This window comes from Candidatus Bathyarchaeota archaeon A05DMB-5 (assembly GCA_019685655.1).
Classification (GTDB): domain Archaea; phylum Thermoproteota; class Bathyarchaeia; order Bathyarchaeales; family Bathycorpusculaceae; genus DSLH01.
Genome location: JABFQP010000002.1, coordinates 77,969 through 92,647, shown reverse-complemented (window position 1 = coordinate 92,647; position 14,679 = coordinate 77,969). Strand labels below are relative to the sequence as shown.

Below are 14,679 nucleotides of genomic sequence, written 5' to 3'. Positions count from 1 at the left end.
CGGAAACGGAAGTCTCCTTAAAACTCTTTTTCTCTGCCTCCAAAAGTTCAAGCGGCATTCATAGAGCGAATGTTTAAATGAAGTGTTTCATAATTCTTCCATGCTTCAACGAAGAAAGAAACATAAAACCTCTCATTCACTCGATAAACGAGGTTCTCGAATCGCAGCTTCCTTACAAAATTATTGCAGTAAACGACGGGAGCTACGACCAAACCTGCGAGATTCTTAAAGACTTGTCAATGGATTATCCTGTTGAAATCCTTGAGCATCCTCGTAATATGGGTTTAGGAGCTGCCTTAAGAACTGGCCTGCTTGCTGTTGCGGAGGAGTCTTTTGAAGATGACTTTGTGGTAATTATGGATTCTGATAATACGCATAATCCGAAGCATGTTTTGGACATGGTGCTTGCAGCTGAAAATGCGGATGTTGTAGTTGGGTCTCGCTACATAAAAGGTGGAGCACAATTGAATGTGCCTATTCACCGAGTGGTTTTAAGCAAAGCAATTAACCTTCTAGTGAGAAAGTTGTTTCAGTTGCCTCTGAAAGATGCAACGAGTGGTTTTCGATGTTTTAGAGCGGTTCTGGTGAAGCGGCTTAGTGACGCTTTCCAAGATAGTATTATTGAATCTGAGGGTTTTACTGCTTCTTTGGAGTTACTGCTTAAGGCGGTTCGTTCCGGAGGCGTGGTTGCTGAAGTTCCGATTCTTCTTGATTATGGAAAAAAAGGTGGCGCTAGTAAGATGAGGCTTTTTTCAACGATTATTAATTATGTGATTCTGCTTTTTAGATTTAGAAAATTGAATAGTTCAAAACGTTTTTGTTAGTTTTGTTTTTTGTCTGAGTAATTTTTTTGTTTTTATTCTAATTCTGAGTCAGAACCTCTAAAAAATTTTTAATAAACGTGCCACGCTCTCATACATGACCTAAAAGAGGAATGAAAATGGAGAAAAGAAAGAAAATACTTGCTATACTAGTTGCCGTATCATTTGCAATCTCAATCTTCGCACCTATGCTTTTAATAAGACAAGTAACCGCAGCGGACCCTGACAGTTGGTACACAAACGTTTCAGGCGTGCTGGCAAGCGACTACTACTCACTTTACCCCTTCAACTCAAAAAACTTAAAAATTGGTTTCTCGCAGTTCGGTGAAATGATAGACAGCAGATCCACATATAACATAGGTCTTGAGTACGACACGAGAGATCCCTTTGCACCCCCATCTGGGTCTTCTATTCCATCGGATATACCAAAGCATAAATGGAGCCAAGGATGGCTAATCAACATAACATACTACCACGTCCCAACAGGCCAAAACCGAAATGTCTGGGCATGTGCATTACACGCCGACCTAACTTCCTATGGAAATAACTGGATAAGAGTAGACAACGACTGGTACGGAGGAGTATCAGGAGGGCCCACATATGAGTACGAAGAAGACCCGAGAGATCCTGGACGTTTAATCAGCGATCCAACCTCAGACACTCATACTGGTGGAAGAAAAACTAACGGGACAGTAACCACAGATTCAATTCGCGTTTTGTATAATGGACCTAGAATGTACATTGCCAGAACCGTCAATCATGTTAGCGATTGGATACAAACAAGCAATACGACAGGCACTGATGAACCATTAGTTGATGTAGTATTTACAATAATTTTCAACAAAGTCTCAAAAGAAGTTATCGTTCTAAAAGACATCAAAATTACAACAACAAAATTCGTGGTAGGCCCCATATGGGTTCCTGGAATGCAATATCAAGAATCTGGGCTTATCATCCAATTCAGCAACAGAGGAGAATGGGACCTCGGACCAAGCTCTGGCTCAAACGCATTCCAAAGCTATGTACACCTCTATCGCGGAAACGACACTGGACTGACCACCGTTTACGACTCAGATTACCACCTAAACCCAACAACAGCACCAAGCGTCTATTCTAACTATGGTTCACAACCGGATGCCAGTGGCTATTACGACTTAGCTCAAATAATCTCTGCAGACCTGACCTATGTGGGCTGGGCTGCTTTCTGGCCAGCACTCTCTGACTGGAGTGTTGACGCTGGAAGACAAGACCAATGGTGGAAATCCTTAATGACTTACGACACACACTCGATTGATGGTGTTGGCGGTGAACCATTCCGTTCGCCATACGTACTTGGTGAATGGGACTTTTTCCTGACTGAAACACGAAGTTCTGTGGGTGGACGCTACTTTGATAGGCAGTTCCGCGGTGTCACAGTCTACGGAGTAACTGACCTTTGGGATGGAGACGATGCAGGAACTGGTGGCTCAAACAATATCGATGCTGAAGTGGAGTATCAAGTCCAAGAAGTTATGAACCCGTGGGACTTGTACAGTGCAATACACAAAGACACACGAAGATGGGTACAATTCCACAACGTAACCACCGCAGAAAAAACCGCGGCAGACGCTGGAACAAACTTGAACATAACACTCGTGCATAGACCGGTCAAGTATGCGCCAATCTGGGAAAGCTACTGCAATTTCAGCGAACGCGTCATGTGGGGTGGCGAACTGAAATATCCGGCAAGGTCGCCGTACTATTCCGGCAGCAGTTTGTCAGCGTACGAACCCTACGAATTATACGTTAACGCTACAGGATATGGGACCATTACGATTCGTGCAGCTTCGGTTCCCGCTGCTGGATCAGTCATAAAGATATTGTATTCGACAAACTGTACATATGACTATACGCACACGGCTATTGCCAACTACTTTGGCGGTAGCTTATCGCTTGGAAACAACACCTTAACTGTTACAAACGCTACCAAAGGACTAATTGTGCCAAACCTGTCTATCAACTCTACCTCATGGACAGACGTTTTTGACGTAGTTCAAAACATAACAATACTCTACGACGAGTTCATGTTCGTAACCAACGCAAGTGCCGCTCCCAGCGCAGGTCAAATATTGACTGGCATAGACGACCTTAACATAACTGTTGACGTGAAGATACCGCCGGAAGGAGGCAACATTACAGTCTACAATTCAACCTATTACGGAGTTGCCCCCATAAGCCCGGTGTCGAATATTCAGAACTTCACTTTCTACGGAAACATGAGTATCATGTATAAGATTAACCCACCTGATGGTCTTTCAACCTATGCACACGAGTACGTTCACATAACTGGTAGCATCCTCGTCCGCGCTAATCACACACTCTATTCTACGGGAGAAGCCTATGGCGTTACAGCCAACTACACTATAGCAGAAGCAGCGTTAAGAAAAGAGATAATGGGACGCTATGAATGGGTGGTTGTTGGTAATCACTCAAGAGCCATAGACTCAGTCGGTGCAGCAATGGTCTCTGAAGCTTTCAAAGAAAAACAAGTGATAGCAGACAATGGTGGCTTAGACCAGATGGACATGTGGGGAACCCGCATACCCTACCTATTATCCGACTTGGGCAATGCCACTTGGCGTGCAGGTGGTCCAGCCTGGACGGATATCTATGACAGCTTGGGTAGATTAGCCTACATAGACGATTGGTGCTCGCGTTATCCGGTGTCTTCATCCAACATAATTACTGTTGCAGGACCTTCTGCTAACCTCTTCAGCGAATACTTTAACGAGTTTGCTCAAGCAATTCAAATCTACGGCATTACAAGCGGTAACTTAATTGATGTAATCTTCGCAACGACATGCTGGAACACAACGGCGGGAAGCAATTATCTCGGCCAGTACTACTACAGCGACGGACAATTCTACACCGGCAACACTTCCACTGGAATAGGTGTAATCACAACATACAAAGATATCAACGGCACAGTAGGCTTCATGATCTACGGCTGGAGCGGAGATGACACCTACTACACATGCAAGTGGTTCCAGGAATACGGTGCTTACTATCTGCAAACAGAGAACCGTGGAGTAACAACACTTGTGGTTCGTTTAGAATACTTGAACATTACAGCGATTTCAAGCAATCCAAGACCGCCATACTACACGTACGACGCCCACTTCCCGAGAGTGACAATTATTGAACGCCTAGGAACAATAAGTGAGAAGACACCACACGACCCGTAAAATCTACTCCGTCACCCATTTTTCTCTCTTTTTTATGCTAAGCATCTTTTTTAAATATTCTAAGCAGCTTCAAATCTTCTTTAGCAACTTCTTCCCAACAAAATTGCCGCGAATAAGACTTTGAAAAAAAGCTTAATTCACGCCATTCCTTATCGTTAACGTTTAAGATATCCAAAACCGTCGCAGTCATATTCTCAACATTTCTTACTGGAACCAAAAAAACGCTTTTGCAGTTTCCAAAAACCTCTCTTAACGCGGGAATATCATAAGCCACTACTGGCAAGCCACACGCCAAAGCCTCAGCAACAGCAATTCCCCAACCTTCAAAAAGACTTGGAAAAATGAAAATTTTGCTTGACTTTAACAAACTGTATAATTCTTTGTCGCTGCATCTTCCATGTAGGCAAACCTTATTTTCTAAACCTAAAACAGAAACTTTCTTTTTAACAATGGAAAGTTCAAGCCCGCTTCCAACGAGTAAGAGCTTTGCCTCTTTCCTGACTTTAACAACATTTTTCCACATTTTCAGCAAATCAAAAACTCCTTTTTCTTTAGCGATTCTGCCAACGAAGATTCCGTCAAAAACTTTTCCAGCCGAGAAAGGCTCAACAGCCTCTATAAAATTTAAATCTAGAGCGTTTCCGCTGAGGACGATTCTCGCTTTGGAGACTCCAATGTTTCTTAACGTTTTCACTGTGAAGTTTGAAACAGCTATTATTCCCTGTGCTCTTTTTAGAAGAGAAAAACTCATGTAAGTCGCTACCGTTTTGGCTAACGAGACAAATCTGCTATAGCGTATGCTTCGGTAACAAGTGTAAAGCGAATAATTCTTTGAGGCATGCCGCGAAAATGGTGTGTCAACATGATGAACGACGATGCATAGTGGCGTCTTAAATATCCAAGCAACAAAGCAGCCTAAAAAAAGGTTAGGCAAAGTGTTGTTTGGAACCAAAACAACCTGAGGTTTTACGCGACAAAAAAGGAAAAGACTTTTGAAAAAGGCCTTCCAAATCCAAACAGCCCATTCCAAATACGTGCCTAACCAGCCTTTTGCGTGGAGATTTACCGTAACAAACTCTTTTCTGCACGTTATTTGTGGGTTTTGTAGGAGGCTTGGAGTGGCTTCCAAAACTGTTATTTGTAAGTCCCGTTCTCTGCAAAAAAATTTTAACGTTTCAACTAACCTTTTCTCGGCGCCTCCCATGGCGGTTACAGAAGTTTTAGGATGAAAAAAAGCAATAAAAACTCTAAGTGGCGCCTTCATCTTTTTGGATTGTTTCAGAATCATAGCGTAACAAACGCTTCTACATTCTATAACAGCTTATAAATTGTTTCTTCCAAAATCTTAAAATGCTTTTCACAGGAAAAATTCTTTTCAACAAAGCTACGTGTGCTCTTTCCAATTTCTGTCTTATCCATTTCAGCAGCTTTCAAAGTTTTCTCAGCAAAGTCTCTCATATCATACGGCGTCGCTCTGAAACCAGTCTCGCCATTAATCACGGTTTCGCATGGTCCACCACCATCGTCCCACACAACCGCGGGCGTTCCACATGCCATAGCCTCAACTGGACCCAACCCAAAATCTTCCCTCGGAACCGAGTAAACGTAAACATCCGCAGCATTATACAGTCTGACAAGTTCTTCCTGCAACCTAAATCCCAGAAACCTAAGATTCTTATCGATTCTCAGTCTTTTAGCACGTTTCCTAAGCATTTGGATGTATTGGATGTTGTCTTTCGAAATTTCGCCAGTTATGGCTAAGGTTACTGAAGGAAACTCTTTTGTTATGTAGCTCATTATTTCTAGGAGCCATTCCCAACGCTTTACGGCAACAATTCTTCCACTTGAAAGAATCAGAGGCCAACCGAAACCCTTCCGAAACTCTTGGACTGTTTTTTCATCAAGAATTCTGAAACTTTCTGTGTCGACTGGAGGATAACAAACTTCTGCAGGCACACCGTAGATGGCGCGAATTCGCCTTGCCGTGAAGAAACTGTTTGCCAAAACAAAATCTGAATTTACCACACTTACATAGTCAATTTCCTTCAACACTGGACCAGCAATTTTGCTTAACTTGAAAATTATTTCACGCACATCGTTAAACCTCCATAGCGCTCTTTCTCTTCGGTCTAAATAGAGAAATCTGGGAGGTGAATGAATGTAACTGATATATCGTGTGCCTCTAATTTTTTTATTTAGGTAGCCAATCCATGGACCTGGACCGTATCCGTGGCATATGAGAATGTCCTTTTCGTCAAATGCGGATAGGGCTATGGGCGCCAGAGGCAGCGACAAAATTATTCTCGTTGCTGCATTATTCGGAATCAACGAGCGGAAGAAGCTTTTTGTGAAACAGTGAGGATTAGCTGATTCCTTGCGCAAGTTTTTGTCTACGTATGCAAAGAAGCATTCCGTGTCGTGCCCTCTTTTATGGAGCAAATCAACTTGTTTAAGAATTACTCTTTCTGCTCCGCCCAATTCTTTCAAGTGGCTATAAAGTATTGCAATTTTCAAGGAGCCCCATCCTTTTTGTCATGTTTATGCGTGTGGCGTTTGCGTTTTCCCTTTCAGTTTGACATTTTTGTGACTGTTCTGGTGTGTGGTGAGTTTTGTCTTTAAACGATTATTAAAGAATTTTTAGAGGTTCAGATTCTGAACAAGAACAACATAAAATTCCAATAACCTTTTCTATTCCCGCACACTCATAAAAACACCAAAACATTAAGGAAAAAAGGTCATGACTGAAATACCAAACGAAACCTCTGAAGCACAATTTGACCAAGCATATTTTGAACAAATAACCGCGCTTGTGACTGCAGAGTTCCAAGTGGAAGAGGCGTTGATAGAACATAACGTTCCAACATACTTTTTAAAACAACCTCAAGAAACAAAAAACGCATTTTTAAGATTGTTGGACAATCTGGAAAAGATGAATTTAATAGCGATTTTACGAAAACGTGACGGTAAAATTGTCTTAAAAGTGGTTCGGAAACCGCCTACAAAACCAAGCAACATTCTGGTCAATTGGTTATTGTTTTTTGCTACTATTGGAACGACGTTTGCGACTGGATACTTGATTTCTCCTGCAATGATTAACCCGCTCATAAGTGGAGCAACATTCACGGTTGCGATAATGGCTGTTCTTGGAGCGCATGAAATGGGACACAAACTAACCGCGAACAAAAGGAAAGTGGATTCGTCACCGCCATATTTCATTCCTGGTCCGCCGCCTGTTGGACAAGTGTTTGGCATCGGTACTTTCGGTGCAGTTATAATGCAGAAATCTTTGCCGCGAAACAGAGACGCGTTATTTGACATAGGCGCAAGTGGGCCGTTGATAGGATTTGTTATTACCGTTATTGTCACTTTTGTTGGTCTTGCGCTCTCGCCAGTAGTGTACAGGCTTCCTGAGGGACCGTTTGGGTCGTTTCCGATTCTCTTCGACCTTATAGGAACAGCGTTGAGTTTTCTTGGTGTGTATGGACGCGGTAATATAATTCTTATACATCCTGTTGCTTTTGCAGGTTTCATAGGCATGATTGTTACTATGCTGAATTTGTTGCCGGCAGGCATGTTAGATGGTGGTCATGTTGCAACGTCTATTTTAGGCGGAAAAATGAGGGGCATATTGAATGTTGTAGCAATTGTTTTTCTTGTAATCTATGGATATTATCCCATGGCGTTTTTTGTTCTGTTTTTGTCTCTTTTTAGGCATCCTGGACCTTTAGATGATGTGTCTTCTCTCTCAAAAACGCGGAAATACGTGATTCCCGTGCTCTTTATAGTTTTTATTCTTTGCGGGATAACTCTTCCTCCACCGCAAGTTCACTCTCTCAAAGTAGACTCTAATGTGCTTGGAGTTAATTTTTGGATACAATACGCGGAGTCTGAATATTTCCGAAGCAGTGCTCCTTGGGAAAGCACGTTGGCTGAAGGAACCTACTTTATTCTTGTTAACTCAACCATTACAATTGGAGGAACAGTCTATACATTTTTGCGGTGGGAAGACGGAAGCACTAATCTGAATAGGACTGTGACTCTTAATCAAGATATGGTAGTCTTTGCTAACTATACAATGAGTGCGCCATTGTTCTAGATCTTTCTGACCTGTATCTGTGTTGAACTGGTGAACAATAACGTTTATTAAATATTGCTATACAAGACTCTATTGGGTAAGAAACAGTCCGAAACAAAACATAATAGTAAATGTTAGGCGATACGCCATGAGGGGCGCCGTAATCCTAATAGTCTTCTTCTTGTTGATTACGTCAGCCTCTATAATAATGCAATCACCCATGTTTCCCGGAAACCTCTTCTGTGCACTAATTGGAGACACCGTGCAAAACTTTTCCAGTTATTTAAGCGCCATTTTCAACGGTATTTTTTATGGCGTAATCTTATGGTTAATCTTTGTTGCTATAAGTAAAAGATTAGAAGAACAAAAGTAACTTTAAAATTGTCGTTGAGTTTTCAGTTTTCTGGTTGTGATAGAAAACCTACAAGCTTTATTTTACTTCCACATTTGTTGCATATCAATGTCAATTCTGCCAGTTCATCGTTTTGGACTCTTGTTTCAACAATCTGGTAGACTTCTTCAGTTTCGTCTTCTGGTGATATCATAACTCCACATTTTGGGCATGGAAATGCTCCGTCTCCATCAATTTTTGTTAAATCGATTGTGTATGTCATGTTTTTATTAACTGTGGCTTTTTTCATCATGTTTTTGACACACCATTTTGTTTTGATTTTTTGATTGTGTTTCCATGGTTAGCCAAGAATATAATTAACAATTATGAATTCTCAATTCAGATTACAGATATGCTAAAACTTTCATTGTACGTTTAGGATTGGTAATTAAAGAACCATGAACTCTGAGGGTCTGCAGAGTTTCCTAATGGTGATGTTGGCTTATACCAAGTGTGCAAGGGCTTACTTCACAATTTATAAAGGTTTATTTATACAACAAAATATGGAGTTTCACCTTTGAGGAGGAAAACTGTTTGGAGAAGTTTGACGTTGTTGTGGTCGGCGCTGGAACGGCAGGTTGCCTAGCAGCGAAAACAACTGCCGAGGCAGGCTTAAAAGTTTGCATAGTTGAACGGAAAAAGCGGGAGGAGATTGGTGAAAAGATTTGTGGAGACGCTCTGGGAGAGCATCATCTGAAAAGTGTTGGTCTGGAAAAGCCTCAAGGCGGTGAGTTGGAAAAGAGAATTGAGGGCATTAAAATTTATTCGCCTGATTTAGAGACGGTCTTCAATATTCACCATGAGGATTTTGTTGGTTACTTGCTGAATCGGCGCCTTTTTGGGCAGTGGTTGTTGAAGAAAGCTTTGGATGAAGGTGCTGTTCTTTTGGATTCAACGCTGTGTTTGGAGCCAGTTATTGAGAAGAGTTTTGTAACTGGAGTTATGGTTAAGGATGTAAAGGCATGTAGGAATCTTCAATTAAAGAGCAAAGTTGTTGTGGACGCTAGTGGTTTTCCAGCAGTAATTAGACGGAAGCTTCCCGAGGCTATGAAAATAGAGACTGAAATTGCAAACGAGGATGTCGAGGCTTGTTATCGTGAAATTAGACAGCTCAAACAAGAAACCAAGAACACAGACTACTGCGAAATTTATCTAAACCAGAAGATAACACCCGGCGGTTACACATGGATTTTTCCAAAAGGCGGAGCAAAAGTCAATGTTGGCTTAGGAGTTTGCATGCATGGCAATTTTCCAAACCCAAAAAACCAACTTTACAAGCACATCCTAACAAAACCTCTTTTTGAAGGCTCGCTGCTTCTTACTGGCGGCGCTTGGTATGACCCCACACGCAGACCCTTAGATAACATGGTTGGAAACGGAATTGCAATTCTAGGCGACGCAGCGTGCCTAGTAAATCCGATACATGGTGGCGGAATCGGGCCGTCTATGCTGAGCGGCTATCTTGCTGGAAAGACAATAGCTGAAGCTTTAGAAAAGGGAGATGCAAGTCAAGAATCATTGTGGTCTTACAACTGTAAGTATATGGAAATGTACGGGACGAAACAAGCCGGGCTGGATGCTTTTCGCATGTTGCTTTTGACATGCCGCGACGAAGACTTGAGTTATGGAATGAAATATAGACTCTTGACTGAAGAAGATGTCTTAAAGGCTGGCTTAGGCGAAGAGTTCCATTTGAACATAACAGAAACTGCCAAACGAGTTTTCAAAGGCTTAAAAAGAATACGATTTCTGAACAAGCTCAGAATTACTGCCAACTTAATGAAGCAAATAAAAGCTCACTACAAAAACTATCCAGAAGCTCCGGAAAACTTTGAAAAATGGCAAAGAAAAACAGAGGCTTTATTCAAGGAAGCAAGAGCAAAACTTGTTGAATGACGCTGTTCACTCTCTTTAAATTTGAGATTAACTAGTTGACTAGTTAGAAGTGTAATGGTACATGCGTGTTGCGGTTTTAGCCACTGGTGGAAAGGATTCTACCTTAGCGCTTTACAGAGTCTTACACGCAGGTCATGAAGTGAAATATCTGGTAAGCATGATTCCATTAAGAGAAGACAGCTGGATGTTTCATTATCCGAACATTCGCTTAATGGATTTGTTTGCACAAGCCGTTAAAATTCCACTTGTAAAAGCAGAGACGTCTGGAATAAAAGAGATAGAAGTTGAAGACCTTAAACGTTTAATTGGGACGCTTGACGTGGACGCAGTGGTCTCCGGCGCAATTGCCTCAAACTATCAAAAAATAAGAATTGAAAAAATCTGTGAACAACTGAAACTAAAATGTATAACACCACTTTGGGGAGAAAACCCATTAAACCTTATCAAAGAAATTCTACAACACCGATTTGAGACCATAATCACTGGAGTTTACGCATATGGCTTTAGCCGAGAATGGCTTGGAAGAAAAATCGATGAAGCCACAGTTAAGGATTTAATTGAGTTAAATAGGCAATATGGAATTTCTATTGTTGGCGACGGAGGCGAATACGAGACACTCGTGCTTGACGCGCCTTTTTTCAAAAAACGAATAAGCATTATCGAAGCGAAGAAGACGTGGAAAAATCAAAGCGGATATTTTCTTGTCACTAAAGCAATACTCGAGAACAAATGATTATTTCTGAAGCGCTACATTAAACCAGTTATACTCTGAAATTTTCAATCCCAGTTTTCCACAGACAAACCTCTCGAAAGTTCAATCTATAAATAAGGGGGGCTAGAGACTCCGATAAGCTATAAGTTATCTGGAAAAGTTTATTTTACTGCACGATGCTATGAATCAAAGCTATTGGCGGATTAGACATCCGCTGGGATGTAGCCTATAAAGGCTGAACCATAAACTAGTGTGAGGTGAATTAAATGGCATACAAATACATTGCTGAAGCTTGGTCAAAGCCGGAGAAATCCTTCGTAGACGAGTTAATGCGCCAAAGGTTGATAGAGTGGCGAAAGCAACAAGCAATAACCCGCATAGAAAAACCAACACGTTTAGACAGAGCAAGAAAGCTGGGCTACAAAGCAAAACAAGGCTTCGTGATGGTTCGCGTACGCGTCAGACGTGGAGGCTTAAGAAAACAAAGACCAAAAGCTGGAAGAAGACCAAAAAGAATGGGTGTTAAAAAGTTTAAGCCTGCCAAAAGCCTAAGACTAATCGCAGAAGAAAGAGCCGCTAGAAAGTTTCCAAACCTTGAGGTTCTCAACTCTTACTGGGTAGGCGAAGATGGACGCTCAAAATGGTTCGAAATCATCATGGTCGACCCCCACCATCCTTCAATAAAAAATGACAAAAACATCAGTTGGATATGTCAAAAACAACATAAAAAACGAGTTTTCAGAAGCCTAACAAGCGCAGGCAAAAAAGTTAGAGGCTTAAGAAACAAGGGACGCGGAGCCGAAAAAGTTAGACCGAGCAGAAAAGCAGCCAGAGGAGACTAGGCTGATGATTGCAGTAAAGCCTACAGTTTTCAAAAAAGACGGAAAACAACGCCTTGGAAGAGGCTTCAGCCGAGAAGAACTAAAAAAAGCCGGAATAAGCGCACGTGAAGCCTTAAAGCTTGGCGTGCCCGTGGATTTGAGGAGAAGAACCGTGCACGAGGAAAATGTTAAGGTTGTTAAAGAGTTCTTGGAACGCAAGAAAGCTGAATCTAAACCTAAAAGAAGAGGAAAATCTAAAAGTTAAATCACCATTTATTCAAGGTTAGTGTGATGCGTATTTGCCTTCTAAAATTCCTATAGGCTACATTGACATACGAGTCTTTGCGCATGCAACCGAAGACGTAGACAAAGTTCTCAACGCTGTACACAATACGCTTCCAGCTGAAGTAATTGAGAATGTCGCTATTAAAAGAACAAATTTAACTGGGCACCATGGAAACCCAATAATTCTTTTAGAAACAAGAATTAAAGAAAAAAACGCCGTCCAAGCAGTTTTTGAAAAGTTGTCTTCCGGACTGAGCATGTTAGACAAAGAGCAGCTGAGCAGCGAAATTAAAGAACACTTGGACAAAGGAAACCTTTACTTAAGGCTCGATAAGCAGTTGGCTTATTTGAATGAAATTAAGCTCTCTCGTGCAGACCCGATACACTTCTGCATTCACTTCCAAAAATCTAACCCAGAAGAAATAGTAAACGTCTGCCGAAAATTTGGGATGCTTCCATGAAAAGAATCTTTGCAGACCTTCATTTATGCCTAAATCTGAGAGACTTGGAGCAAACTGCATGCATAATAAGAAAAGCTTCACAGTTACGCTACCGCCTCATCGCAGTGCCTTTACCATCAAACTTTACTGAAGAAAAACTAACACAATTACAGAGTCTTTGCAGCGAAGCTGGCGTTGATTTTGCATCACGCATTGATCTGAAACCCAAAACACCCAAAGAACTACTGAACATTTTAAGAAATTTTAGAAGACGATTTGAAATAGTCGCAGTGATATGTGACTCTAAAAGTGTGGCGAGACAAGCGGCAAAAGACCGTCGTGTAGACCTCTTAAATTTTCAATCCATAGATTTTCATAAGAGATTCTTTGACAAGGCAGAAGCAGAATTAGCCTCCAAAAGCTTTGCTTCTCTTGAAATTGACCTGAAACCATTACTTGTTCTGGAAGGACCCGCTAGAACTAGGCTTCTCTCGTATTTGCGGAGAGAAATAGCGATTGCGCAGGAATTTCATGTTCCAATCGTTATCTCCAGCGGGGTTTCAGAAGAACTGTTACTGCGCAAGCCGCGGGAATTAGCTTCCTTAGCTTCTCTTTTCGATTTAGACGTAACATTAGCTATAAAGGCTGTTTCAGAGAATCCAGTGGCAATCGTTCGAAGAAATAGAGAAAAGCTGGATTCACGGTTTGTTGCGCCTGGAATACGCATTATAAGGAGAGGAAGAGATTGCGAAGAAATGTGAGATGGCGCTACTTAGCCTTAAGAGTAGAAGTTGAAGACACGTTTACTTCGAAAGAATTGATGGATACAATTTGGAATTCTGTTTCCAAGCTTTATGGCGAGTATGGCGCAAGCCAGACAGGTTTGGCTTTGATTGATTACAATGCGGAAGAAAAGTTTGCTGTTATCCGTGCCACTCATGTTGGTCTTGAAAATGTTAGAACAGCGATAGCTGCGATAACCAAAATCGGAAACAAGCCTGCTGCAATCCACGTTTTAACTGTTTCTGGAACCATTAAGGCGCTACTTAAAAAGACAAAGCATTAATCATTTTATGAAAGCTTATTTGACTGTTTTTAGTTAGTCTTTTTGGGGGATGATGATGCCGTCCCAGTCTGATTTATGCAGATGAGGAACTTATGACGGGCAGACCCCAAAACTATTCGAGCTAAAAACTGCGCTTGGCATCTCGAGCCTTTTTCATTCTCCGCCCAAAAATGAGAGCTAAAATCATTCCCGCAATGAAGCCGCCTATGTGTGCCCAATAAGCAACTCCTCCAGAGATGTCGAAGAATCCATAAAACCATTGCATTATGAACCAGAAGCCAAGAAAAATTACCGCTGGAATTGGAACTATTATCGGCCACCCAAAGAAAACCAGTGTGAGAATTCTTGACTTCGGATAAAGTATAAGATACGCACCCAAAACTCCTGAAATTGCTCCTGAAGCCCCAACAACACCCGTCATCAAGTCTGAACTGGATGGAATGCCGATTAAGTTGCCTATTGTGGGTGCAAAAAATATGCTCGCTACATGTGATAATGCCGCAGTTATTCCGCAAACAAGATAAAATATTAAGTAACCAGCATGTCCAAAAGTGTCTTCTACATTATCTCCGAAAATGTAAAGATAAAGCATGTTACCAAGTAAATGGAGAAGCCCTTCCATCAGCCCTGACGGGTCATGCATAAACATCGAAGTTATAATCGTGTAAAGTCGCTGTCCATTAACTATTTGGTAAGGGTACATCGTAAAATTTTGGTTCATGTCCTCCGCAAACTCAACATTTAAAATTACGTTGAAGCTGGCCAGCCAGAAAACTATGAAAACAACAATGTTCGCAGTTAATATTAGGCGATTTACATGTGGCGTTCGCAAAGACCGTGTTAAGTCTCTTAACGGAAACAAATGCTGGCAACCCTTGTTACTGATAAGTTTTATAGTTGAATAATTATTCCTTTCCTTTTCACAAGCAGAGTAGAATCTCTTAGAGA

The 14,679-nt window shown here is 41.5% G+C and carries 13 protein-coding genes and 1 pseudogene; 10 read left to right on the top strand and 4 right to left on the bottom strand.

All coding sequences use genetic code 11. The features are described from left to right. Positions 1-77 precede the first annotated feature (77 nt). Positions 78-824, top strand: coding sequence for a glycosyltransferase family 2 protein (locus HM003_03335; protein MBX5328370.1), 747 nt, complete (start codon positions 78-80; stop codon positions 822-824). Between the two features lie 116 nt (positions 825-940). Beyond that, positions 941-4,045 carry a hypothetical protein gene (locus HM003_03330; protein MBX5328369.1) on the top strand — a complete coding sequence of 1,035 codons (3,105 nt, stop codon included), beginning with the start codon at positions 941-943 and terminating at the stop codon, positions 4,043-4,045. Positions 4,046-4,082: 37 nt separating this feature from the next. Here HM003_03330 and HM003_03325 read toward each other — a convergent pair whose 3' ends face one another. Together HM003_03325 and HM003_03320 are read right to left on the bottom strand one after the other, a co-directional pair. Further along, positions 4,083-5,333: a glycosyltransferase gene (locus HM003_03325; GenBank protein MBX5328368.1), complete on the bottom strand. Its 1,251-nt coding sequence runs from the start codon at positions 5,331-5,333 to the stop codon at positions 4,083-4,085. 23 nt (positions 5,334-5,356) lie between these two features. Continuing rightward, the gene (locus tag HM003_03320; protein MBX5328367.1) at positions 5,357-6,559 is read right to left on the bottom strand and encodes a glycosyltransferase family 4 protein; all 1,203 of its coding nucleotides are present in this window, start codon (positions 6,557-6,559) and stop codon (positions 5,357-5,359) included. 223 nt (positions 6,560-6,782) lie between these two features. Here HM003_03320 and HM003_03315 point away from each other — a divergent pair, with 223 nt between their 5' ends. Beyond that, positions 6,783-8,141, top strand: a complete 1,359-nt coding sequence (locus HM003_03315) for a site-2 protease family protein (GenBank protein ID MBX5328366.1) — start codon at positions 6,783-6,785, stop codon at positions 8,139-8,141. Positions 8,142-8,515: 374 nt separating this feature from the next. On the opposite strand, the gene HM003_03310 is transcribed toward HM003_03315, so the two are convergent. After that, the gene (locus HM003_03310; protein MBX5328365.1) at positions 8,516-8,764 is read right to left on the bottom strand and encodes a hypothetical protein; all 249 of its coding nucleotides are present in this window, start codon (positions 8,762-8,764) and stop codon (positions 8,516-8,518) included. A gap of 281 nt (positions 8,765-9,045) precedes the next feature. On the opposite strand from HM003_03310, the gene HM003_03305 reads away from it, so the two are divergent. The 7 genes and pseudogenes from HM003_03305 (at position 9,046) to HM003_03275 (ending at position 13,731) form a co-directional block, all read left to right on the top strand. Next, positions 9,046-10,407 (top strand): NAD(P)/FAD-dependent oxidoreductase, encoded by a 1,362-nt coding sequence (locus HM003_03305; GenBank protein MBX5328364.1) that lies wholly within the window; start codon positions 9,046-9,048, stop codon positions 10,405-10,407. Between the two features lie 61 nt (positions 10,408-10,468). Further along, positions 10,469-11,140, top strand: coding sequence for a TIGR00289 family protein (locus tag HM003_03300; protein ID MBX5328363.1), 672 nt, complete (start codon positions 10,469-10,471; stop codon positions 11,138-11,140). A 245-nt stretch (positions 11,141-11,385) separates the two neighbouring features. Continuing rightward, a complete protein-coding gene (locus HM003_03295) occupies positions 11,386-11,961 on the top strand; it encodes a 50S ribosomal protein L15e (GenBank protein MBX5328362.1) in 576 nt (191 codons plus the stop codon). A gap of 46 nt (positions 11,962-12,007) precedes the next feature. After that, positions 12,008-12,205, top strand: a pseudogene (locus HM003_03290) (ribosomal protein L13e). A gap of 34 nt (positions 12,206-12,239) precedes the next feature. After that, positions 12,240-12,686: a hypothetical protein gene (locus HM003_03285; protein ID MBX5328361.1), complete on the top strand. Its 447-nt coding sequence runs from the start codon at positions 12,240-12,242 to the stop codon at positions 12,684-12,686. Beyond that, positions 12,683-13,426 (top strand): hypothetical protein, encoded by a 744-nt coding sequence (locus HM003_03280; GenBank protein ID MBX5328360.1) that lies wholly within the window; start codon positions 12,683-12,685, stop codon positions 13,424-13,426. Before HM003_03285 ends, HM003_03280 begins: the two co-directional genes overlap by 4 nt. Then, positions 13,411-13,731, top strand: a complete 321-nt coding sequence (locus HM003_03275; protein MBX5328359.1) for a hypothetical protein — start codon at positions 13,411-13,413, stop codon at positions 13,729-13,731. Before HM003_03280 ends, HM003_03275 begins: the two co-directional genes overlap by 16 nt. 121 nt (positions 13,732-13,852) lie before the next feature. Here the strand turns inward: HM003_03275 and HM003_03270 are convergent, their stop codons facing one another. Next, complete coding sequence (locus tag HM003_03270) at positions 13,853-14,593, bottom strand: rhomboid family intramembrane serine protease (GenBank protein MBX5328358.1); 741 nt, start codon at positions 14,591-14,593, stop codon at positions 13,853-13,855. Positions 14,594-14,679 lie beyond the last annotated feature (86 nt).

Excerpts from the sequence above, each read along its gene's own strand:
- HM003_03335 (MBX5328370.1), top strand. The coding sequence starts at position 78 with ATGAAGTGTTTCATAATTCTTCCATGCTTCAACGAAGAAAGAAACATA.
- HM003_03330 (MBX5328369.1), top strand. The coding sequence starts at position 941 with ATGGAGAAAAGAAAGAAAATACTTGCTATACTAGTTGCCGTATCATTT.
- HM003_03325 (MBX5328368.1), bottom strand. The coding sequence starts at position 5,333 with ATGATTCTGAAACAATCCAAAAAGATGAAGGCGCCACTTAGAGTTTTT.
- HM003_03315 (MBX5328366.1), top strand. The coding sequence starts at position 6,783 with ATGACTGAAATACCAAACGAAACCTCTGAAGCACAATTTGACCAAGCA.
- HM003_03310 (MBX5328365.1), bottom strand. The coding sequence starts at position 8,764 with ATGATGAAAAAAGCCACAGTTAATAAAAACATGACATACACAATCGAT.
- HM003_03300 (MBX5328363.1), top strand. The coding sequence starts at position 10,469 with ATGCGTGTTGCGGTTTTAGCCACTGGTGGAAAGGATTCTACCTTAGCG.
- HM003_03295 (MBX5328362.1), top strand. The coding sequence starts at position 11,386 with ATGGCATACAAATACATTGCTGAAGCTTGGTCAAAGCCGGAGAAATCC.
- HM003_03280 (MBX5328360.1), top strand. The coding sequence starts at position 12,683 with ATGAAAAGAATCTTTGCAGACCTTCATTTATGCCTAAATCTGAGAGAC.